23 protein-coding genes are annotated in these 21,245 nt (G+C 70.1%); 8 read left to right on the top strand and 15 right to left on the bottom strand.

Annotated elements, in window-relative coordinates; translation table 11 throughout:
- Positions 1-98: 98 nt before the first annotated feature.
- Positions 99-1,019 (bottom strand): carbohydrate kinase family protein, encoded by a 921-nt coding sequence (locus HFP15_RS20305; protein WP_168517946.1) that lies wholly within the window; start codon positions 1,017-1,019, stop codon positions 99-101.
- Positions 1,016-1,675: a TetR/AcrR family transcriptional regulator gene (locus tag HFP15_RS20300; protein WP_168517944.1), complete on the bottom strand. Its 660-nt coding sequence runs from the start codon at positions 1,673-1,675 to the stop codon at positions 1,016-1,018. The genes HFP15_RS20305 and HFP15_RS20300 overlap by 4 nt, the downstream gene beginning before the upstream one ends.
- Positions 1,676-1,740: 65 nt before the next feature.
- Between HFP15_RS20300 and HFP15_RS20295 the strand changes: the two genes are divergently transcribed.
- A complete protein-coding gene (locus HFP15_RS20295) occupies positions 1,741-2,877 on the top strand; it encodes an acyl-CoA dehydrogenase family protein (RefSeq protein WP_168517942.1) in 1,137 nt (378 codons plus the stop codon).
- 147 nt (positions 2,878-3,024) lie between these two features.
- Here the strand turns inward: HFP15_RS20295 and HFP15_RS20290 are convergent, their stop codons facing one another.
- Together HFP15_RS20290 and HFP15_RS20285 are read right to left on the bottom strand one after the other, a co-directional pair.
- On the bottom strand, positions 3,025-4,236 hold the full coding sequence (locus HFP15_RS20290) for an amidohydrolase (RefSeq protein ID WP_168517940.1): 1,212 nt from the start codon (positions 4,234-4,236) through the stop codon (positions 3,025-3,027).
- Between the two features lie 25 nt (positions 4,237-4,261).
- The gene (locus HFP15_RS20285) at positions 4,262-5,170 is read right to left on the bottom strand and encodes an aldose 1-epimerase family protein (protein ID WP_168517938.1); all 909 of its coding nucleotides are present in this window, start codon (positions 5,168-5,170) and stop codon (positions 4,262-4,264) included.
- A gap of 66 nt (positions 5,171-5,236) precedes the next feature.
- On the opposite strand from HFP15_RS20285, the gene HFP15_RS20280 reads away from it, so the two are divergent.
- From HFP15_RS20280 to map, 3 genes are read left to right on the top strand one after another with little or no spacing between them, the layout of a single operon-like run.
- Positions 5,237-5,797 carry a TetR/AcrR family transcriptional regulator gene (locus HFP15_RS20280; protein WP_168517936.1) on the top strand — a complete coding sequence of 187 codons (561 nt, stop codon included), beginning with the start codon at positions 5,237-5,239 and terminating at the stop codon, positions 5,795-5,797.
- A complete protein-coding gene (locus HFP15_RS20275; RefSeq protein ID WP_168517934.1) occupies positions 5,797-6,612 on the top strand; it encodes an MBL fold metallo-hydrolase in 816 nt (271 codons plus the stop codon). Before HFP15_RS20280 ends, HFP15_RS20275 begins: the two co-directional genes overlap by 1 nt.
- A 48-nt stretch (positions 6,613-6,660) precedes the next feature.
- The gene (gene map, locus HFP15_RS20270; RefSeq protein WP_168517932.1) at positions 6,661-7,443 is read left to right on the top strand and encodes a type I methionyl aminopeptidase; all 783 of its coding nucleotides are present in this window, start codon (positions 6,661-6,663) and stop codon (positions 7,441-7,443) included.
- Between the two features lie 29 nt (positions 7,444-7,472).
- Here the strand turns inward: map and HFP15_RS20265 are convergent, their stop codons facing one another.
- The 8 genes from HFP15_RS20265 to HFP15_RS20230 form a co-directional block, all read right to left on the bottom strand.
- On the bottom strand, positions 7,473-8,753 hold the full coding sequence (locus HFP15_RS20265) for an MFS transporter (RefSeq protein ID WP_168517930.1): 1,281 nt from the start codon (positions 8,751-8,753) through the stop codon (positions 7,473-7,475).
- Between the two features lie 60 nt (positions 8,754-8,813).
- The gene (gene pdxH / locus HFP15_RS20260) at positions 8,814-9,485 is read right to left on the bottom strand and encodes a pyridoxamine 5'-phosphate oxidase (RefSeq protein ID WP_168517928.1); all 672 of its coding nucleotides are present in this window, start codon (positions 9,483-9,485) and stop codon (positions 8,814-8,816) included.
- Positions 9,486-9,653: 168 nt separating this feature from the next.
- On the bottom strand, positions 9,654-10,370 hold the full coding sequence (locus HFP15_RS20255; protein WP_168517926.1) for an urease accessory protein UreD: 717 nt from the start codon (positions 10,368-10,370) through the stop codon (positions 9,654-9,656).
- Positions 10,367-11,056 carry an urease accessory protein UreG gene (ureG, locus tag HFP15_RS20250; protein WP_168517924.1) on the bottom strand — a complete coding sequence of 230 codons (690 nt, stop codon included), beginning with the start codon at positions 11,054-11,056 and terminating at the stop codon, positions 10,367-10,369. The genes HFP15_RS20255 and ureG overlap by 4 nt, the downstream gene beginning before the upstream one ends.
- Positions 11,046-11,726, bottom strand: a complete 681-nt coding sequence (locus HFP15_RS20245) for an urease accessory protein UreF (RefSeq protein ID WP_168517922.1) — start codon at positions 11,724-11,726, stop codon at positions 11,046-11,048. The genes ureG and HFP15_RS20245 overlap by 11 nt, the downstream gene beginning before the upstream one ends.
- Positions 11,726-13,444 carry an urease subunit alpha gene (locus HFP15_RS20240; protein WP_168517920.1) on the bottom strand — a complete coding sequence of 573 codons (1,719 nt, stop codon included), beginning with the start codon at positions 13,442-13,444 and terminating at the stop codon, positions 11,726-11,728. The genes HFP15_RS20245 and HFP15_RS20240 overlap by 1 nt, the downstream gene beginning before the upstream one ends.
- Complete coding sequence (locus tag HFP15_RS20235) at positions 13,441-13,740, bottom strand: urease subunit beta (RefSeq protein ID WP_168517918.1); 300 nt, start codon at positions 13,738-13,740, stop codon at positions 13,441-13,443. The genes HFP15_RS20240 and HFP15_RS20235 overlap by 4 nt, the downstream gene beginning before the upstream one ends.
- 8 nt (positions 13,741-13,748) lie before the next feature.
- On the bottom strand, positions 13,749-14,051 hold the full coding sequence (locus tag HFP15_RS20230) for an urease subunit gamma (RefSeq protein WP_168517916.1): 303 nt from the start codon (positions 14,049-14,051) through the stop codon (positions 13,749-13,751).
- Positions 14,052-14,381: 330 nt separating this feature from the next.
- Between HFP15_RS20230 and HFP15_RS20225 the strand changes: the two genes are divergently transcribed.
- The 3 genes from HFP15_RS20225 (at position 14,382) to serC (ending at position 18,114) form a co-directional block, all read left to right on the top strand.
- Positions 14,382-15,530 carry a citrate synthase 2 gene (locus HFP15_RS20225; RefSeq protein ID WP_168517914.1) on the top strand — a complete coding sequence of 383 codons (1,149 nt, stop codon included), beginning with the start codon at positions 14,382-14,384 and terminating at the stop codon, positions 15,528-15,530.
- A 94-nt stretch (positions 15,531-15,624) separates the two neighbouring features.
- Positions 15,625-16,974 carry a serine hydrolase domain-containing protein gene (locus HFP15_RS20220; protein WP_168517912.1) on the top strand — a complete coding sequence of 450 codons (1,350 nt, stop codon included), beginning with the start codon at positions 15,625-15,627 and terminating at the stop codon, positions 16,972-16,974.
- Between the two features lie 12 nt (positions 16,975-16,986).
- Positions 16,987-18,114 (top strand): phosphoserine transaminase, encoded by a 1,128-nt coding sequence (serC, locus tag HFP15_RS20215; RefSeq protein WP_168517909.1) that lies wholly within the window; start codon positions 16,987-16,989, stop codon positions 18,112-18,114.
- Here the strand turns inward: serC and HFP15_RS20210 are convergent.
- The gene (locus HFP15_RS20210) at positions 18,019-19,197 is read right to left on the bottom strand and encodes a glycosyltransferase 87 family protein (protein ID WP_312871661.1); all 1,179 of its coding nucleotides are present in this window, start codon (positions 19,195-19,197) and stop codon (positions 18,019-18,021) included. The two genes, serC and HFP15_RS20210, sit on opposite strands and share 96 nt — an antisense overlap.
- Positions 19,198-19,384: 187 nt before the next feature.
- Here HFP15_RS20210 and sepH point away from each other — a divergent pair, with 187 nt between their 5' ends.
- Positions 19,385-20,227 (top strand): septation protein SepH, encoded by an 843-nt coding sequence (sepH, locus tag HFP15_RS20205; protein WP_168517907.1) that lies wholly within the window; start codon positions 19,385-19,387, stop codon positions 20,225-20,227.
- Here the strand turns inward: sepH and HFP15_RS20200 are convergent.
- The gene (locus tag HFP15_RS20200; protein ID WP_168517905.1) at positions 20,224-20,586 is read right to left on the bottom strand and encodes an MmcQ/YjbR family DNA-binding protein; all 363 of its coding nucleotides are present in this window, start codon (positions 20,584-20,586) and stop codon (positions 20,224-20,226) included. The two genes, sepH and HFP15_RS20200, sit on opposite strands and share 4 nt — an antisense overlap.
- 9 nt (positions 20,587-20,595) lie before the next feature.
- Positions 20,596-21,210, bottom strand: coding sequence for a DUF2537 domain-containing protein (locus tag HFP15_RS20195; protein WP_168517903.1), 615 nt, complete (start codon positions 21,208-21,210; stop codon positions 20,596-20,598).
- Positions 21,211-21,245: the final 35 nt, after the last annotated feature.

The following is a 21,245-nucleotide window of genomic DNA, read 5'->3' as shown; positions in this document are numbered from 1 at the left end:
ACCGCCCCGCTGGGGTATGAATTCCACTCTTACGCTAGTCGAACGACCCGGTATCGCGCAGCCATTGTGTTACCCAGAGCAAACCGTTGGGATCAGTTTCACACCATTTCCTCAGCTCTGGGCGGCTCCGCACCGCTGCGCGAGACTGTGATCGCCGCCGCTTTCGCCGCATAAGTGAGCACTTCGCGCCATTCCACTTCATTCAATTCGGTGATCATGCGCACATCGTGCTGGTGCAACCACGCCAAAAGTGCTCCCTGCACCGTGTCCCCGGCGCCGATCGTATCCACGACATTCGCCGGAGCCGACGGCACGAAAATGTCGACTGTTCTCGTGTGGACGGCGATGCCCTCGGCGCCGCGGGTGAGCACGACGGCGTCCACCCCGGCGTCCAGCCAGCCCTTCGCCGCGGCCGTGGCGTCGGCGCCGCCCGCCAGCCACTCGGCGTCGTCATCGGACAGCTTGAGCAGGCGCACGTCGGGCAGCCAGGACTCGAACCGGCGCCGGTAGGCGTCCGCGTCCGGGATGAGGTCGGCGCGAATGTTGGGATCGAGTGCGGTCAGCACCCCGCGGGCGGACTCGCGGCGCAACATCGTTTCGTACGCCGTGGCACCGGGCTCCAGGACCATGCCGAGGGTGCCCAGGCACAGCACCGACACCTCGGCCGGCAGCGGGCCGGGATCGGCGACCAGCCGGTCGGCGGTGCCCTCGGTGTAGAAGGTGTAGCTGGCCGCGCCGCGCTCGTCCAGGGCGACGACGGCGAGCGTGGTCGGCTCGACACCGGCCTGGATCATCGATATATCGACATCCGATGCGGTCAGGCGCGCGCGCATCGCCTGGCCGAACCGGTCCCGCGACAACCGGGACAGGAACGCCGTCGGCGCGCCGAGCCGCCCGGCCGCCAGCGCCACGTTGTACGGGCCGCCACCGAGCCGCGGCACCAGCGCCGTCAGTCCGCTGTCCACTATGGATTCTCCGGGCACCAGGTCGACCAGTGCCTCACCGCCCACCACGATCACGGGGGCGATGCTAGCCCGTCATCCGCGGCCCGACCGCCGCCCTCGACGGAATCGGCACGCGATACCAGCCCGTCCAAGAGCAGCTCCGAGAGCGCCGCGAACGCCTCGGCGTCGGAAACTCCGGCGCGCGAACCGACGACGCCGGTCTGAATGCCCTCGATGAGCACCGCGGCCATCTCGGCGATCAACGTTGCGTGCACAATTCGGAACACTCCGTCATCGACGCCCTTCTTGATGAAGGAGCGGATGCGTGCCGCGGCGGCGCGACTGTTCATTTCGTACGCGGCTCGCGCGGGGCCGAAGTCGTTGATGTCGCGCATGAACTCGGGCGAGGCCCGGTTGAGGTACTCGGCGATGCCCGCCAGGTAGGTGCCGATGATCTGGCGCGCGTCGTCGATGCGCGCGATGCGCTCGTCCAGCAGATCGGCCGCGCCCTTGAAGAAGTGGGCGACCACGCGGACCGCGAGCTGCTCCTTGCTCGGCGCCAGTGCGTACAGGGTCGACTTCGAGCAGTGCGTCTTCGCGGCCAGGTCGTCGAGGGTGAAGTGCATGAACCCCTCGACGAGGAACAGCTCCTCCAGTTCCGCGAGCAGCGCGCGCTGCCGGGCGGTCAGTTGTTTGCTGCTCGGGACCCGGAGCCGAACGCGGTCTACCATCCGGACACCGTATGTGCTGTACTGTGAATGGTTATATAGTACTGCTTCGAGTACAGGAGACGGCGATGACGGTCGAGCGCCTGCTGCCGAACCGGGAGTCCGAGGACCTGCTCGCGTTGGCCACCGAACTGGCCCGCGAGGAGCTCAAACCACTCGCGGCGGAGTACGAGGAGGCCGAGCGCTTCCCTCGCGAGCAGTTCCGGCTGCTCGGGAAGTCGGGCCTGCTGGGGCTGCCGTACTCCGGCCGCTGGGGTGGCGGCGAGGTGCCCTACGAGGTGTACCTGCAGGTGCTGGAGGAGATCGCGGCCGCGTGGATGTCGGTCGGCGTCGGCCTGTCGGTGCACACGATGTCGTGCTTCGCGCTCGCCCACCACGGCACGGACGCCCAGCGTGACCGGTGGCTGCCCGCAATGCTCGACGGCGATCTGCTGGGCGCGTACGCGCTGTCGGAGACGCACGCCGGTTCCGATGCGGCGGCGCTGTCGACGCGGGCGCGGCGGGACGGCGAGCAGTACGTGGTCAACGGGACCAAGGCGTGGATCACGCACGGCGGCGAGGCCGACTTCTACACGACGATGGTGCGCACGAGCGACGCGGACGTCTCGTGCCTGCTGGTCGACGGCGCGACGCCCGGGCTTTCGGCGGCGCCGCCGGAGCGCAAAATGGGACTGACCGGTTCCACGACGGCGCAGATGATTTTCGCGGACGCCAGGGTCGATGCCGACCGGCTGATCGGCGAGGAAGGTGCCGGGCTGCGCATCGCGTTGTCCTCTTTGGACTCCGGACGGCTCGGGATCGCCGCGTGCGCGGTGGGTCTGGCACAGGCCGCGCTGGAGGAAGCGGTCGAATACGCCAAGGGCCGCACCCAGTTCGGCAAGCCGATCATCGAGTTCCAGGGGCTGGAGTTCCTGCTGGCGGACATGGCCGCGGCGATCGACTCGGCCCGCGCGAGCTACCTGGACGCGGCGCGACGGCGGGACCGCGGCATGCCGTTCCGGCGCCAGGCCTCGGTAGCGAAACTGGTCGCGACCGACGCGGCGATGAAGGTGACCACGGACGCGGTGCAGGTGCTGGGCGGCGCCGGGTACACGCGCGACTTCCCGGTCGAGCGCTACATGCGCGAGGCGAAGGTGCCGCAGATCTTCGAAGGCACCAACCAGATCCAGCGCATGGTCATCGCCCGCGAACTGAAGCGAGCCTGACCAAAGCCGCGACGGCGAAGCCGAACCACCCCGACGGCGAAGCCGAGCAACAGCCGGACCTCTCCCCACCGGCCGGCAACGCGACCGGCACCGAACCAGACCCCCGAGCCAAACCTCCCAAACCGACCCAAGCCGAAGCGAACCGGACTACTCCCGGTACCGCCGCTCCGCGACGACGCCCTCGCCACGACCTTCGTCGAAGGTGTAGACCTCGTGGCCGCGCACGAAGACGCGCAGTGCCCTGTTCATCACGTCCAGCGGGTCACCGGACCACACCACCACGTCCGCGTCCAGCCCGGGCTTCAGCGAGCCGATCCGGTCGTCGAGGCCGAGCATGCTCGCCGGGTTCACCGTCAGCGCACGCAGCGCCGCCTCCGGCTCCAGACCCTCCTTCACGGCCAGCGCCGCCTGGTACACAAGGAAGTTGATCGGGACGACCGGGTGATCGGTCGTGATGGCGATCCGGACGCCTGCCCGGGCCAGGATCCCGGCGCTGCGCAGCGTCCGGTTCCGCAACTCGACCTTCGACCGCGTGGTGAACAGCGGCCCGAGGATGACCGGCACACCCTCCTCGGCCAGCACATCGGCGATGAGATGCCCCTCGGTGCCGTGGTTGACGACGAGCTTGTAACCGAACTCCTTGGCCAACCGGATCGCGGTGACGATGTCGTCGGCGCGGTGCGTGTGCTGGTCCCAGTACAGGGTCCCGTCGAGCACCTGCGCGAGCGTCTCCAGCGTCAGATCCGTGTCGAACGGCTTGCCTTCCGTACGCGCGTGGTCGCGTTGCGCGGCGTAGTTGCGGGCCTTCGTGAACGCCTCGCGGATGATCGCGGCGACCCCGAGCCGCGTGGAGGGCGTCTGCTTCTTCTCCCCGTACACCCGCTTCGGGTTCTCGCCCAGCGCGCTCTTGACGCTGACCTGCTCGGCGAAAACCATGTCCAGCGCGGTGCGGCCCCACGTTTTCACGCCGACGGTCTGGCCGCCGATCGGATTGCCGGAGCCGGGCTTGATCACGACGCTGGTGACGCCGCCGGAGAGTGCGTCGTCGAAACCGACCTCGAACGGGTCGATGCCGTCGACGGCACGGAAACGGGCGCCGTTCGGGTCGGTCATCTCGTTGGTGTCGTTACCCGACCAGCCCTCGCCCTCCTCGTGCACACCGAGGTGGACGTGCGCGTCGACGAAACCCGGCAGCACCCACGCGCCGGCGGCGTCGACCAGTTCGGCATCCTCCGGGATGTCCACATCGGCCTCGGGGCCGACCGCCGTGATCTTCCCGTTCTCGATCAGGACCGTGCCACCGTCGACCGGTTCCCCGTCGACCGGCACGACGTACCCGCCCACAATCGCAGTCGTCATGGTTCGACACGCTAACCGCAGCGGCTCAGCCCGTGACGCGGACACCCCAGCTTCCGCTCCACGACGTGCCCGGGTCGAGTTCGATCAGGTCGGTGCCGGAGTTGAGCGCGTCGGCGGGGCAGGTCATGGGCTCGATCGCCACCGCCCGGCCGCGCCCGACCAGGTCCTCCGGCGTGAACACCTGCACCCAGCGGAAGTCCGCGCCCGCCCAGACGTCCACGCTCTTCTCGCCGTGGCCGAGCACGTGGTGGTGGCGGCCGTCCTCGCCCGTGCCCAGACCGCCGAACGCGGTGTCGAGGTCGACGGTCGCGAGCAGCACGCCGGAACGGAAGTCGTACTCGGTGCCCTCTACGTCCTGCTCGTCGGAGTACGGAAGCTGCTTGTCCGCGGCGTACGGCCGCACGCGGGTGGCTTGCAGGGTCAGCGTGAGCTCGTCGGTGGGCACGTCGCCGATGCGGAAGTACGGATGCGTGCCGACGCCGACCCCGATCGGCGTCTCGCCCTCGTTGCGGATCTCGTGCGTCACGGTGAGCTCGCGCGGCGCCACCTCGTAGGTGATGCGCGCGTGCAGCGGCACCGGCCAGCCCTGCTGCTTCTCGATTTCGATCTCGAACGTGATCGAGGATTCGGCGTGCTCGACGAGTGTCCACTCGCGATGCCGGGTCAACCCGTGGATCGCGTTGCCACGCGACTCCTCGGTGACCTCCAGTTGCTGCAGCTGACCTTGGTAGGTCCATTCGGCGTTCTTGGTGCGGTTCGGCCACGGCAGCAGCACCTGGCCTGCCCCTTTGGGCGGCTTGGCGTCGGCGTCGAACGTTTCGACATAGGGCACGCCGCCGATCTCGAAGGCCCGCAGGCCCGCGCCGATCTCGGTGACGATCGCGCGTGCGTTGCCGCGGACGATCTCGAACTGCTCTCCCGTGGGGTTGGCCATGTCCGCAACTTACCGCTCCCGAAAGTAACTAGACCAGTCGTCATAGTTTGAGCTACAGTTCCGGCCATGGTCCGCCGAACCGACACCCGGCAGCGGATGCTCGACTCCGCCGCCGATCTCTTCCACAGCCAGGGCTATCACGCGACCGGGCTCAACCAGCTGGTGAGCGCGGGCGGGGCACCCAAGGGCTCGCTGTACTTCCATTTCCCCGGCGGCAAGGAACAACTGGCCGCCGAGGCGCTCACCGTCTCGGCGGCCAGGCTCCACGATCTGCTGCGCGAGCTACTCGGCAAGGGCGGCATCGAGGCCGTGATCAACGCACTCGGAGAGGCACTCGAAGCCTCGGACTTCCGCCGCGGTTGTCCTATCGCGACAGTGGCGGTGGACGCGGCCACGGAAAGCGAACCGATCAGGTCGGCCTGCGCCGAAGGATACGGTTCGTGGCTCGACGTGTTCGAGGAACACCTTGTGGCACTGGGGTTTTCGGCATCGGAGGCGAAGCGGGCCGGCACGATCGCGCTCACCTCCATCGAGGGCGCGCTGATGCTCGCGAAGGTAGGACGCGACCTCGGCCCGCTGCGCACGGTCGGCGAACACCTGGCGGCGTTGTTCGGAAAGGAATCCTGATGCGCGTTCACCACTTCAACGCCGGCACCATGCGCCCCTTCGGCGGGCGGCTGATCGACGGCCGCGCCGGGCTGCTGCGCCGCGCCGAACTGGTGTGCCACTGCCTGCTCGTCGAGGCCGGGAACGAACTGGTGCTGGTCGAGACCGGGATGGGCACGCGGGCCGCCACCCGGTCCGATTGGCTCGGCAAGAGCTTCATGCGGCTGACCGGCGCGCGACCGCGGCTGGAGGAATCCGCGCTGGCACAGGTGAAGCGGCTCGGGTTCGATCCGGCGGACGTGCGGCACGTCGTGCTCACCCACCTCGATCTCGACCACGCGGGCGGGCTGGTGGACTTCCCGCACGCGACCGTGCACGTCTACGCCGAGGAACTGCGGGCACTGCAAAGCCCCATCGGCCGGCCGGAGGAACTGCGGTACCGCAAGGTGCAGTTCGCCCACGGTCCACAGTGGAGTTCGTATGCCGACTTCGGCGAGCCGTGGTCCGGGTTCGACGCCGTACGTGAACTCAAGGGCCTGCCGCCGGAAATCCTGCTGATCCCGCTCGCCGGGCACACGCGCGGACACGCCGGCGTCGCGATCGACACCGGCGAACGCTGGCTGCTGCACGCCGGCGATTCGTACTTCCACCACCGCGAGATCGACCCGGTGCGGCCCTACATTCCGTTGGGACTGAAGCTGTTCGAGGCCAGGGTGCAGACGGTTCCCGGGCCACGCCTGGCGAATCAGCGGCGGCTGCGCGAGCTGGCCGGCACCGGCGAGGTCGACATCTTCACCGCACACGATCCCGTGGACCTACGCCGGTTCGACGGCTAGCCCCGCGTGCTACGTTGGTATTATTATACCGACAATACGGGGGTACGCATGATCGAACTGAAGACACCGGCGGAAATCGAACGCATGCACGTGGCCGGGCGGTTCGTCGCCGAGGTGCTCTCCGAGGTCGGCAGGCTCGCCGACGTGGGCGTCAACCTGCTGGACCTGGAGCACCACGTGCGCGGCATGATCAAACGGCGCGGGGCGGAGTCGTGCTACTGGGACTACGCGCCCTCCTTCGGCAAGGGCCCGTTCCGCAACGTCATCTGCCTGTCGGTCAACGACGCCGTCCTGCACGGCCTGCCCCACGACTACACGCTGCGCGACGGGGACGTGCTCAGTGCGGACCTCGCGGTCAGCATCAACGGCTGGACGGCCGACTCGGCGCGCACGGTCATCGTCGGCACCGCCGCCGAGGAGGACCTGCGGGTCGTCCGCGCCACCGAGGAAGCCCTGGAAGCGGCGATCGAGGCCGCCCGCCCGGGAAACCGGCTCGGCGACATCTCGGCGGCGATCTACGCGGTGGCCTGCGACTACGGCTATCCGGTCAACACGGAGTTCGGCGGCCACGGCATCGGCCGCACCATGCACGAGGATCTCCACGTGTCCAACAAGGGCACGCCGGGCCGCGGGCTGAAGCTCCGGCCGGGGCTGACCCTCGCACTCGAACCGTGGTTCGCGCGCACGACCGACCGGATCGTCTACGACCCCGACGGCTGGACCATCCGCTCGGCCGACGGCTCGCGCACCGCCCACTCCGAGCACACGGTCGCGATCACCGAAGACGGTCCGCTGGTGCTCACCCGGCGCGCACCGGACCACGGGGCGTAGCGGCCAGCCAGGGAGATTGCTGAAACGGCCTATTCGACGACGGCCCCCGCGCGGTACCGCCAGAACGCGGGCAGCAGCGCCACCGCCACCACCATCAGCACGATCACCAGCGCACCGCCCCCGGACGCGGCGGCCGTCGTACCGACCGCGGCGGCGGTCCAGCCGTGCGTGACGTCGGCGATGCGCGGCCCGCCCGCGACCACGACGGTGAACGCGCCTTGCATCCGGCCGCGCATCTCGTCGGTCGCGGCGGCCTGCAGGATCGACTGGCGGTAGATCGCGCTGATCATGTCGGCGGCACCGCCGACGATCAGGAACGTCACGGCGAGCCACAGCGAATGGGCGAGCCCGAACCCGACGACCGCCGCGCCCCACGCGCAGATCGCCACCACGACGGCCACGCCCTGGCGCCGGACCCGGCCGAGCCAGCCCGAGAACAGTCCGATGAAGACGGAGCCGATCGGGATCGCCGCGAACAGCCACCCCAGCGCGAGGCCGCCACCGTGCGGATCGCCGAAGGTGCGCTCGGCCATTTCCGGGAACAGGGCGCGCGGCATACCCGCCACCATCGCGATGATGTCCACGACGAAACTGGCGAGCAGCACCTTCTGGGTGCCCATGTAGCGGAACCCGTCGATCACGTCGCGCAGCCCGGCGCGGCGGACCTGACCGGACAGCGGCGGCAGCGCGGGCAGGCGCCACACCGTGTAGAGGGTGAGCAGGAGCGCGATCGTGTCGAGGAGGTAGAGCGTCGGCAGGCCCAGCACGGGCATCAGCGCACCGGCGGCCATCGGGCCGAACACGGTGCCGAACATGTTCATGGTGCTGGACAGCGCGGTGGCCGCCGGGAGGAGTTCGGGGGCGACCAGCCGGGCCACGATCGCGCTGCGGGTGGGCATGTTGATCGCGAAGAACGCCTGATTGAAGGCCAGCAGCGCGAGAACGAGCCACACCGAGCCCACGTCGAGCCAGGCCTGCAGCCACAGCAGCGCGGAGACGATCGCGATGCCGGCGTTGCCGAAGATCAGCAGCTTGCGGCGGTCCACGGTGTCCGCGATCGCGCCGCCCCACAGGCCGAAGACCAGCAGCGGGACCAGCGCCACGGCGCCGGTCAGCCCGACGTAGCCGGAGGAACCGGTGAGGTCGAAGACCTGCTTCGGGACGGCGACCGTGGTGAGCTGGCTGCCGATCGCGGTCACCGCCGTACCGATCCACAGCCGCCGGAAGGCGGGCTCGCGCAGGGGCTGGGTGTCGATGACGACGTTCCCGAAACGCCTGCGTTTGCCCCCGCTCTTGGCCTCGACAGTCACGGCAAACGAGCTTAGCCGAGCTAACTACTTCGCCGAGTGTGATTTTCCCTTGGCCGGGAGTCAGGGGGCGACGCGCTCGATGCGCCATCCGTCGTGGGTGAGCACGTAGCGCAGGCGGTCGTGCAGCCGGTTCTGCTGGCCGAGCCAGAACTCCACGACCTCCGGCCGGATGCGCCAGCCGCCCCAGTGCGGCGGGAAGGGTACCTCGTCGACGTCGGCGAAGCGGCGCTCGATCGAGGCCAGCGCGTTGTCCAGATCGCGGCGGCCCTCGACCACCTGCGACTGCGGCGACGCCCACGCGCCGAGCTGCGAGCCGCGCGGCCGGGAGGCCCAGTACGCCGCGGTCTCCTTGATGTCGACCTTCTCGACCTCGCCGCGCACGGTGACCTGCCGGTGCAGCGCGTACCACGGGAAGGTGACGGAGGCGTACCGCGTGACGGTGAGGTCGTGACTCTTCTTCGAGGTGTAGTTCGTGTAGAAGACCACCCCCCGCTCGTCGAGGCCCTTGCACAGCACGGTGCGCGAGGACGGCCTGCCCTCGGCGTCGGCGGTGGCGAGCACCATCGCGTTGGGCTCGGCGACACCGGCCGCGATGGCCTCATTCAGCCAGGCCTGCAGCTGTTCGGTCCAGGTCGGCGCCAGATCGGCTTCGTCCAGCGCCTCGCCCTCGTACGCAACTCGCATACCTGGCAGGCGAACCGCTACGTCGTCGATGTTGTCGACTTCCGGCATGAGCCAACCTCCGCGCCCGTGTACACGCATCAGTAACAGTGGATAAGAGCTGACGTTAGGGCCTTGTTCCCCATCACGAAACCCGCCGAACGGTGACGCTAGCCACGGAGGCGATCAGCTGGCTCGATCAAGACCCACGGTGCGGGATATTTGACTTCCCGGCGAGGGCTACCAGGACGGGGCCGACCTCGCCCGATCGAGGTCTCGCTCCGCGGTCACCGCTTCCTGCGCCAGCGCGGCCAGCAGGCAGCCGCCGCCGGCCAGTGGGCTGCGCGACCACCAGTCGCCGCTCGCGGGCGCCACGAGTGCGCCGTCGATGCGCACCTCCGTCGCCAGCACGCGCCGCCCCGCCAGGTGAGCCAGGCTCGCGTTGAGCGCGCCGACCTCCAGGGTCTGGTGCAGCACGGGCACCTCGCCGCGCACGATCCGCTGCGTCGTGCGCAGCACGCCACCGTCCTCGCCGGACCGGCCGAGCACCAGCACCTCGCGCGTGCGCAGCCGCGCGTCCGGTCCGACCGTCGCGAAGAACTCCGCCGTGTGCCGCGCCCGCGACGTGATCACCGTCGGCTCCGGCAGGTACTCCAGCTCGCCGTCACCCTCGATCTCGACCTCGACGCGGGCCCGGCTCCCGCCCGGACGGTGGCCGGGCAGCGCGAGCGTCGCGGCCACACCGGACAGCCGCAGCCGGGCGCCGGCCCGGACCACCACGCTCAACGTCAGCTCGTCCCCGCCCAGCGGCGAGGTCGCCGAGTTGACCAGGTGCACCACCGCGTCCGGACCACCACGGCGCTTGGGGAACAGCGTCAGCGGCGCCATCGAGCGCAGCTCGCGCAGCACCGTCCTGCCCTCGACGCACTCCGCGACGAGCCTCGCGTCCGCCTTCACCGAAGCTGCTTACGCACCCAGGCTGCGACATCCGGCGCGTCCGGAGTGTCCACAAGGGACTGTGTGATGACGGGGAGCTCACCGCGCATCCGGTGCGCGTCCGAGGTCATCACCGTCATGTCGGCGCCGACGAGATGCGCGATGTCGATCTTGTTGATCACCAGCAGATCGGCGGTGGTGACGCCCGGCCCGCCCTTGCGCGGCACCTTGTCCCCGCCGGCGACGTCGACCACGAACACCTGGCTGTCGGCGAGCCCCCGGCTGAACACCGCGGTCAGGTTGTCCCCGCCGCTTTCGATGATCACCAGTTCCAGCCCGGGGAAGCGTTCCTCCAGCCGTTCCACGGCGTCGAGGTTCGCGGTGATGTCGTCCCGGATCGCGGTGTGCGGGCACGCGCCGGTCTGCACGGCCTCGATCCGCGCAGCGTCGAGCACCCCGGCCCGGCGCAGGAAATCCGCGTCCTCGGTGGTGTAGATGTCGTTGGTCACCACGGCCAGGTTGATCTCGTCGCCGAGTGCCCGGCACAGCGCGGCGACCAGCGCCGTCTTCCCGCTGCCGACCGGGCCGCCGATGCCGATCCGGTACGCGCGGCCGTGCGCGGGCGCGGCCTCGTGGTGGTCGGGCTCGGCGACGGTCGGATCGAAGCTGACCGGATGAAAGTGACCGTGTCCGTGTTCAGCTGGCAAAAAGACGCACCTCTTCCTTGTGCTGCCGAAGGTGTGCCTCGGCGAACAAATCGAGCGCCGGGGCGTTCGGCGCGGGCAGTTCCGCCGGATCCGCGCCCGCGGTCGCGGCCGCCCGCTCGGCGACCGCTTCCAGCTCCGGAGCCAATCGTGCCACCGTCGCGTTGACGGTGAGCGGGTCGAATCCCAGCAGCCGCACGGCCGCGCTCGCCGGACCGCTGACGGCGAGGTAGGCCGCCGTCAGCGCGGCCTCGCGGGGCAGCGCGCCACCGGCGCCGGCCAGCGCGCCGACGATGACCGGATGATGCGGCCGCGGGGTCACGGCCAGCAGGTCCCGCACGGCCGGCCACGCGATCCGGCCTGCCCTCGCCGTGCCACGGCCCTGCGCCCGCGAGGCCTCCCGCTGCGCATGGGAGGGCGTGCGCGCGTCGAGTTCCGCGTCCAGCCGCCGCCAATGTCCGCTGTGGACACCACGGCGTGCGGCATGTGCCGCCGCCGCGGCGAAAGCGGCGCCGAGCAGACCCGCGGTCCACAGTCTGCCGTACAGGAAAGGCGGCAGGTCACGCTCGGCGGTGACGAGCTTGCGGGCCACGATCTCCTCCAGCCCGCCGGAGTGCACGTGCCCGCCGCCGGGGAAGCGCGAATCGGCGAGCAGCAGCGAGACGGCGTCCATCAGAACAGGAAATACCGTTGCGCCATCGGCAGTTCCGCCACCGGCTGCGGTTCGATCAGCTCGCCGTCCACGTGCACGGCGAAGCTGTCCGGATCCACCTGGACGTCGGGCAGCGCGTCGTTGAGCACCATGTCCGCCTTGCCGACCGACCGTGTGTCCTCGATCCGCGCGAGCCGTCGCCGCAGCCCGAACGTGCCCGCGACGTCGGCCTTGAGCGCCGCCTCGGTGACGAAGTGCAGGCTGGTCTCCTCCGCGACCGAGGGCTGCGCACCGAACATCGGCCGCGCCAGCACCGGCTGCGGGGTCGGGATCGAGGCGTTCGCGTCGCCCATCGCGGCCCACGCCGGGAACCCACCTTTGAGCACGACGTGCGGGCGCACACCGAAGAACTTGGGCTCCCACAGGACCAGATCGGCGAGCTTGCCGATCTCGACCGAGCCGATCTCGTGGGCCATGCCGTGCGCGATCGCCGGGTTGATCGTGTACTTCGCGACGTACCGGCGGGCCCGCAGGTTGTCGGTGGCGCCGTCCCCTGGCAGACAACCACGCCGCTGCTTCATCACGTGCGCGGTCTGCCAGGTGCGGATGATGACCTCGCCGATCCGGCCCATGGCCTGGGAATCCGAGCTCATCATCGAGATCGCGCCCATGTCGTGCAGCACGTCCTCGGCGGCGATCGTGGTCGGCCGGATCCGGCTTTCGGCGAACGCCAGGTCCTCGGGCACCGACGGATTGAGGTGGTGGCACACCACGAGCATGTCGAGATGCTCGTCGAGGGTGTTCACGGTGTGCGGCCGCGTCGGGTTCGTCGAGGAGGGCAGCACGTTGGGCAGCGAGACGACCTTGATGATGTCCGGCGCGTGCCCGCCACCGGCGCCCTCGGTGTGGTAGGCGTTGATCGAACGGCCGCCGATGGCGTCCACGGTGGACTCCACGAATCCGGCCTCGTTCAGGGTGTCGGTGTGGATGGCGACCTGGCCGCCGTACTCGCCCGCGACGGTCAGCGCCGCGTCGATCGCGGCCGGCGTGGAACCCCAGTCCTCGTGCAGCTTCAGGCCACCGGCACCGGCCTCGAACTGCTCACGCAACGCGTCGTGCCGGACGGTGTTCCCCTTGCCCAGCAACATGATGTTGATCGGCATCGCGTCCATCGCGCGCAGCATCCGGCCCAGGTTCCACGCGCCGGGGGTGACCGTAGTGGCCTTGCTGCCCTCGACCGGGCCCGTACCGCCGCCGACGAGAGTGGTGAGCCCGGCGGCCAGCGCGGTGTCCACGAGCTGCGGGCAGATGAAGTGCACGTGACAGTCGATCCCGCCCGCGGTGAGGATCTTCCCGTTGCCCGCCAGCACTTCCGTGGACGGGCCGATCACCAGCGCGGGGTCGACGCCGTCCATCGTGTCCGGGTTGCCCGCCTTGCCGATGCCGACGATGCGGCCGTCACGGACGCCGACGTCGGCCTTGATCACACCCCAGTGGTCGAGGATCACCGCCCCGGTGATGATCAGGTCCGGCGCACCCTCGGCGCGGGTGGCCATGCCCTGGCCCATCGACTCGCGGATGACCTTGCCGCCGCCGAACATGACCTCGTCGCCCGCACCCGGGCCCATGCTGCGGTCCTCGGTGACCTCGATGGTCAGCTCGGTGTCCGCGAGCCGGATGCGGTCGCCGGCGGTCGGGCCGAACAGCTCGACATAGCGCTCACGATCGATGCTGGTCACTTCGATTCCTTCCGCTGCAGCCCCGGCACGACCTTGTTCCCCGCGAGCGGAACGAGCGCCACCTCGCGGTCGACGCCCGGTTCGAAGCGCACCGACGTGCCGGCCGGGACGTCGAGACGGCACCCCTGCGCGGCGGCGCGGTCGAAGTCCAGCGCCGCATTCGTGTCGGCGAAGTGGAAATGCGAGCCGACCTGCACGGGCCGGTCGCCGGTGTTGACCACGCGCAGCGTGATCCTCGGCCTGCCCGGGTTCAGCTCGACCGGCTCACCAGCGGGAATGATCTCTCCGGGGTGCACGCAACCTCCTAGACGATCGGGTCGTGCACGGTCACGAGCTTCGTGCCGTCCGGGAACGTCGCCTCGACCTGCACGGAATCGACCATCTCCGGCACACCGGGCAGCACCTGCTCCCGCGAGAGCACGGTGCGCCCGCTGGAGACCAGTTCGGTCACGCTCAGCCCGTCCCGCGCGCCTTCGAGGACGAAGTCGGTGATCAACGCGACGGCCTCGGGGTAGTTCAGCTTCACGCCGCGCTCGAGGCGCCGGCGGGCGACGTCGGCGGCGACGTGGATCAGGAGCTTGTCGCGTTCCTGGGGGCTGAGGTGCATGAGCTAGGTCTATCACCGCGCGGGCGCGGGCGCGCCCGCGAGAAACACAGGATTTACACGAGAAGGCCTCCGTTGACTGAATCGTTCTCGTAATCGTGACCGAAACCACCGCTTCTTTCGATTGCCACTCGCCCGCCGGAGGGGCATGGTTTGGGCATCCGTGCGACGGTGCGCGCCCCGCGTGCCGCTTGCGCGGGCACGAACAGAGGGCAACTTTTTGTCGGGGAACGCAGGTCGAAGGGGCCGCACGCAGCGATGCGAGGCAGGAGCGGTCGCGTCGGAGGACCGGTTGGGTGCGGCACCCGCTCGGATACTGAAAGGTCTCTCACCGTGACTACCTCAGCGCCTGTTGTGAACAACCAGCCGGCGGCACCTGACGACGGCTTCAAACCGGGTCTGGAAGGCGTGGTCGCCTTCCGCACCGAGATCGCCGAGCCGGACCGCGACGGTGGCGCGCTGCGCTACCGGGGCGTGGACATCGAGGACCTGGCGGGCAAGGTCAGCTTCGGCGACGTGTGGGGCCTGCTGGTCGACGGCAGGTTCGGCAATCCGCTGCCACCCGCCGAACCGTTCCCGCTGCCCGTGCACACCGGCGACGTCCGGGTCGACGTGCAGGCCGGCCTCGCGATGCTGGCCCCGATCTGGGGATACCGTCCCCTGCTGGACATCAGCGACGAGGAAGCCCGCGACAACCTGGCCCGCGCCTCGGTGATGGCGTTGTCCTACGTCGCGCAGTCCGCGCGGGGCATCGGCGTCCCCGCCGTCCCGCAGTCGCGGGTCGACGAGGCCAGGACGATCACCGAGCGGTTCATGATCCGCTGGCGGGGCGAGCCCGACCCGGCCCACGTCAAAGCCGTGGACGCCTACTGGGTGTCGGCCGCCGAGCACGGCATGAACGCCTCCACCTTCACCTCGCGGGTCATCGCGTCCACCGGTTCCGACGTGGCCGCGGCGCTGTCCGGCGCGATCGGCGCGATGTCCGGGCCGCTGCACGGCGGCGCCCCGGCCCGCGTCCTGCCAATGATCGAGGAGGTCGAGCGCTCGGGCGACGCGCGGGCGCTGGTCAAGGGCATCCTCGACCGCAAGGAACGGCTGATGGGCTTCGGCCACCGCGTCTACCGCGCCGAGGACCCGCGTGCGCGCGTGCTGCGCCGCACCTGCAAGGAGCTGGGCGCAGAACGGTACGAGGTCGCGGCGGCGCTGGAGCAGGCCGCGCTGGCCGAGCTGCGGGAGCGCCGCCCTGACCGGCAGATCGAGACGAACGTCGAGTTCTGGGCCGCGGTGATCCTGGACTTCGCGAAGGTCCCGCCGCACATGATGCCCGCGATGTTCACCTCGGCCCGCACCGCGGGCTGGGCCGCGCACATCCTGGAGCAGAAGCGCACCGGCCGCCTGGTCCGCCCGTCGGCGACCTACGTCGGCCCCAGCCCGCGCACCCCGGACGAGGTCGAGGGCTGGAGCGCGGTCACCACGCTCTGAGCCGCTGTCCGTGAGGGACCCCCTCGTGGCGCCATCCACCACGAGGGGGTCCCTCACGCCATGGGGGCGGAGCAAGCGAGGGCAGAATGTCCGCATGCTGTCCAGCACCGAATTCGCCCTGCTCCGCCGGCTCGCGACCGAACAGTCCGCCGCACGGGTCCCGTCGATCGTCGCCGGCGTCGTGCGCGACGGCGAGCTGACCTGGTCCGGTGCGCGGGGCACCGTGGAGGGCACACCGCCGGACAACGACACCCAGTACCGGCTCGGCTCGATCACGAAGTCGCTGGTCGCCGCCGCGGTCATGCGGTTACGCGACGAGGGCAGGCTCGACCTCAACGATCCGCTCGACAAGCACGTGCCCGGCACCGGCTTCGGCTCGGCCACGATCGCGCAGCTGCTGTCGCACACCGGCGGGCTCACGTCGGAGTCGCCGGGTTCGTGGTGGGAACGCAGCCCCGGCGGCAGCTGGGACACGCTGGAGGCGAGCCTGACCTCGGACGCGGTGAAGAACCGTCCGGGCAGCCGTTTCCACTACTCCAACGTCGGCTACGGCGTGCTCGGTGAACTGCTCGCGCGTCACCGGGGAACGAGCTGGCTGGACGTGGTGCGCGCGGAGATCCTCAGGCCGCTGGGCATGACGCGCACGAGCCCGCATCCGGAGGGACGGCACGCGCGCGGCTGGGCGGTGCACCCGTACGCGGACGTGCTGCTGCCGGAGCCCACCCCGGACGCCGGGGCGATGGCCCCGGCGGGACAGCTGTGGTCGACGGTCAACGACCTCGCGCGGTGGACCGCGTTCGTCGGCGGGCACACGGGCGAGGTGCTGCACCCCGACACCGTCGCCGAGATGCGCGCCGTCGCGACCGTGGACGAGGGCGACTCGTGGACCGCGGGGTACGGCCTCGGCCTTCAGCTCGTGCGCCACCAGGGACGGCGGCTGGCCGGGCACACCGGTTCCATGCCGGGGTTCCTCGCCTGCACCATCACCGATTCCGGCACCGGGACGGGCGCGCTGGTGCTGGCCAACACCACGTCCGGGCCCGCGATCCTCGCGCTGGCGATCGACCTGATCACGATCGCCGACGAGCACGAGCCGAACCTGCCCGCGGAATGGCGGCCGTCCGAAGTAGACCCCGCGCTGATGCCGCTGACCGGGCTCTGGCACTGGGGACCGACGCCGTACCTGCTACGCGTGATTCCGGACGGGATGCTCAGCCTCGATCCGGTGCGCGGCGCCGGGCGGGCGTCGCGGTTCCGTCCCCTCGGCGACGACGCGTGGCTCGGTCTCGACGGGTACTACGCGGGCGAGACGTTGCGGGTCGGGCGTGCCTCCGACGGCACACCGACGCATCTCGACCTGGCGACCTTCGTCTTCACCCGCACCCCGTACGACCCGGCGGCACCCATCCCCGGCGGTGTGGATGAAGGGGGCTGGCGTGCATGACAGACTGTGGGCATGAGCACTGAGCTGACGATTCCCGCTGAACTGAAGCCGTCCGACGGCCGCTTCGGCTGCGGACCTTCCAAGGTCCGCACGGAGCAGCTCGCCAACCTCGCCTCCGAGGGGGCGAAGTACCTGGGCACCTCCCACCGCCAGAAGCCGGTGAAGTCCCTGGTCGGGCGCGTCCGCGCGGGATTGTCCGAGCTGTTCTCCCTGCCCGAGGGCTACGAGGTCGTGCTCGGCAACGGCGGCACCACCGCGTTCTGGGACGCCGCCGCGTTCGGCTTGGTGCGCGAGCGGGCGCAGCACTTCACCTACGGCGAGTTCTCCTCGAAGTTCGCGACCGTGACGAAGGGTGCGCCGTTCCTCGCCGACTCGATCGTCGTGTCGTCCGATCCGGGCAGCGCCCCGGAGATCGCCTACCAGCAGGGCGCGGACCTGGTCGGCTGGGCGCACAACGAGACCTCGACCGGTGTCGCGGTGCCGGTGCGGCGCCCGGCGGGCAGCGAGGGCGCGCTCGTCGCGATCGACGCCACGTCGGGCGCGGGTGGCCTTCCGGTCAACGCCGAGGACTTCGACGTCTACTACTTCGCGCCGCAGAAGTGCTTCGCCTCCGACGGCGGGCTGTGGCTGGCGCTCATGTCGCCCGCCGCGGTGGCGCGGGTCGAGGAGATCGGCAAGAGCGACCGCTGGGTGCCGGAGTTCCTGTCGCTGACCACGGCGCTGGACAACTCCCGCAAGGACCAGACGTACAACACGCCCGCGGTGGCCACGCTGCTCATGCTGGTCGACCAGATCGAGTGGATCCTGTCCAACGGTGGCCTGAAGTGGGCGGTCGAGCGCACCAAGGACTCCTCGGACCGGCTCTACTCCTGGGCCGATGAGACCAGCTACACGACGCCGTTCGTGAAGGACCCGGCGCTGCGCTCGCAGGTCGTCGGCACCGTCGACTTCACCGACGACGTGGACGCGTCCGAGGTCGCGAAGGCGCTGCGCGCGAACGGGATCGTGGACGTGGAGCCCTACCGCAAGCTCGGCCGCAACCAGCTACGCGTCGGCATGTTCCCCGCTATCGAGCCCGGCGACGTCACCGCGCTGACCACCTGCGTCGAGTACGTCGTCGAACGCATCGGGCGGAGCTAGCCGCGCGAAGCGCGTCCGTCGAGGCCGGCGGCGGGCAAGCAAGACGAGCAACACCGCACCGGCCAGGACATAGCTCTCCCGTAGCGGCCAGATGTCCTGGTAGGTCCACAACGGGCTGACGACGAAGACGATGGTGGCCGGCGCCGCCGGCCACCATCGTCCTTGCGCGCACAGCACGCCGATCGCGGGCGCGATCCACACCCAGTGGTGCGTCCACGAAACCGGTGAGACCAGCAGCGCGCCCATCGCGCACGCGAGCAACGCGAGCACCGGATGCCGCGCGCGCCGGATCGCGACGGCGGTCACCGCGAGCACCACGACCGCGGCGAGCAACCACACGACCTGTCCGCCACCCAGCCGGGCGATCAAGCCGCGCAACGACTGGTTTCCGATATACCCGGGGTCGCCAACGCGTTCGCCTTGGAAGACCAGGGTGGTCCAGTAGTGGGACGACGCACCCGGTGCGAACACCCAGGCGAGGACCGCGCACCCGACGAACGTCGCCGCCGCCCGCGCGGCCGAGCGGAAGTCCTTGCGCACCAGGAAGAACAGGATGAACGCCGCCGGGGTCAGCTTGACCGCCGCGGCCAGGCCGACCAGATAGCCGCGCCGCTTGACCGGCGCGAGGGTGTCCACCGCGACCAGCAGCATCAGCAGCAGGTTGATCTGCCCGAAGCCGAGCGTGGCACGCACGGGTTCGCTCAACAGCGCCACGGCCTGTACCGCGAGCGTCGCGGTACCCACGACGGCGATCCGCCGGTCGTAGTGGGACAGGCACAACGCCAGCACGGCACCCAGCGCGAGCACCGAGATCACCGTGAGCGCGATCAGCGCCGTGTCAAGGGAAATCGCGAGCAGTGGCGCGAACGCGATCGCGGCGAACGGTGGGTAGGTGAAGGGCAGCACCGTGCCGTCGTGGGTGGGCGGAAGCACGACGTAGGGATCGCCGTGCGTGAAGAATGCTTGTGTGCCAAGGCGGTACACGTCGAGATCGAGTCCGTCGAGTCGCTTCCAGATCAGGACGATCGCGACGAGCAGGATTTCCGCGGCGGTCAGGATCGCCGGCATTCTTCGCCCCAGCACGGACGAATACTGCCCGAGATTCGCCCCTTCGTGACGCTGCGCGCGAGGCGTGTTGAGCGGGCTTGGTCACCGTTCATGCCTGAAGATCAACAATTGGGTAGCGTGGAATCGGCGCGCCTTACGCGTCAAGCCGACGCGCCGCTCTACCGTTATTACCCACAAAGGTGAAGTCGGCGAGGAGGCGAGGATGCGAGCGCTGAGGGTAGTCGGGCTGCACGAGGACGGGAAGTCCATCGTGTGCGAAGACCCGGCGCGCCGCGAGCGTTTCCTCCTGCCCGCGGATGAGAGGCTGAGGGCGGCCGCGAGGGGCGATATCACCCGGCTCGGTCAGATCGAAATCGAGATGGAGAGCCAAATGCGACCACGGGAGATTCAGGCCCGCATCCGGGCCGGCGAATCCGTCGAGCAGGTGGCGGAGACCGCGGGCGTGGCTGTGGCGCGGGTCGAGCGGTTCGCCTATCCCGTGCTGCTGGAGCGTTCGCGCACCGCGGAGCTGGCACAGGCGGCGCATCCGGTGCGCGAGGACGGTCCGGACGTGCGCTCGCTGACGGAGGTCGTGGCGTACGCCTTCGGCGTGCGCGGGCAGGACTACTCGCAGGCCGAATGGGACTCCTGGAAGGGCGACGACGGCAAGTGGGTCGTCGAACTGCGCTGGCAGACCGGGCGTTCCGAGCTGGCCGCGCACTGGTCGTTCTCGCCGGGCGCGCACGGCGGCACGGTCGCCGCGCTGGACGAGCAGGCCGAGGACCTGCTGGACCCGAACCGCGCTCCACGCACGTTGCGTGCCGTCGAGCCCGAGATCGCGGAGGCCGAGCCCGCGGCGCCGGAGCCGGAGCCGGAGCCGGTGGCGGAGGAGCCCGAGCCGGAGCCGGAGCAGCCCGCGGCGTCCACTGGTACCGAGGACGGCCAGCAGACGCTTCCGGGCGCGCCGACACCGAAGCCCGCCGCGAAGCCGAAGTCTAAGAAGTCGCATCCGGCCGTCCCGGCCTGGGAGGACGTCCTGCTGGGCGTCCGCTCCCAGCGGGGTTAGGGACCGTCCAGCCTGGCGACCAAGGTCTTGGGTGCGATGACGCGGTAGGCACCGGTCACGATCTCGCCGATCTCGGCCCAGTCCACCCGCACGTCGAGCCACACCCCGAGCCAGCCGCGGTGCCCCACGTACGGCGGCCGGAAGAACCGTTCCGGTTCCTCGCCGGTCATCTGCTCCTGCGCGCCCGGCGGCGCGGCGCACCAGAACGCCAGCCGGTCGTCGTGATGGTGATCGGCGTACATCACGAACGTCTTCCTGCCGCGCACGAACCACGTCGGCTCGCCGTGGCTCAACCGTTCCGTGGTCTCCGGCAACGCGAGGCACAACGCACGCAGGCGCGGCAGCGGGTCACTGGCCATGGCCCCAATCTAGAAGACGATCGCGAGAACCCCGAACCACGAGAGCACCACACCGGCGGCCGCGCCCAGCGAGATCCACCGGATGATCGGCAGCCGCCGCGTCAGCCACAGCGACGGCGCGATCCCGGCGGTCACCACGACCGACGCGAGCAGCACCAGCCAGTCCGCGGTCTCAGCGGCCAGCGTCACGGCGAGCGCGAGCATCGCGGTGATCACCACGACCGCGATGAACGCCGACACGACGAGGCCGGTGCCCCACGGCGTCGGCTCCGCCTCTCCGGTGCCGAACAACCGGCGCCGCAGCGACGGCTCGGCCTCGTCCGGCAACAACGGCGGCACGACTGTCTCCTCATCGGTGACCGGATCGATGTAGTGCACCGGAGTCCCCATCACGGTCGCCACCTTCGCCGCGAGCTGCTGCCCGCGCCGCGACACGACCGCCGCGGCCTCGCCGGGGTCACCCGCCTCCGCCGCGCGACGCACCGCCGAGGCGACCCGCGCCCATTCGTGCAGCGCATCGGAAAGCTCGGCGCCCAGCGCGAGACTGTGCGGATCGATCTCCCGCGTGTAGGCCTCGCCATGCCCCTTGAGCACGGCCCGTTCCTCGCGGATCCGCAGCTCCACCCGCTGCCTCCTCCCCCGGCTCTCAGAACGAGCAC

This window comes from Amycolatopsis acididurans (assembly GCF_012328925.1).
Taxonomy (GTDB): Bacteria; Actinomycetota; Actinomycetes; order Mycobacteriales; family Pseudonocardiaceae; genus Amycolatopsis_E; species Amycolatopsis_E acididurans.
The sequence above is the reverse complement of the archived record's forward strand: the minus strand, read 5'-3'. Positions and strand labels throughout refer to the sequence as shown.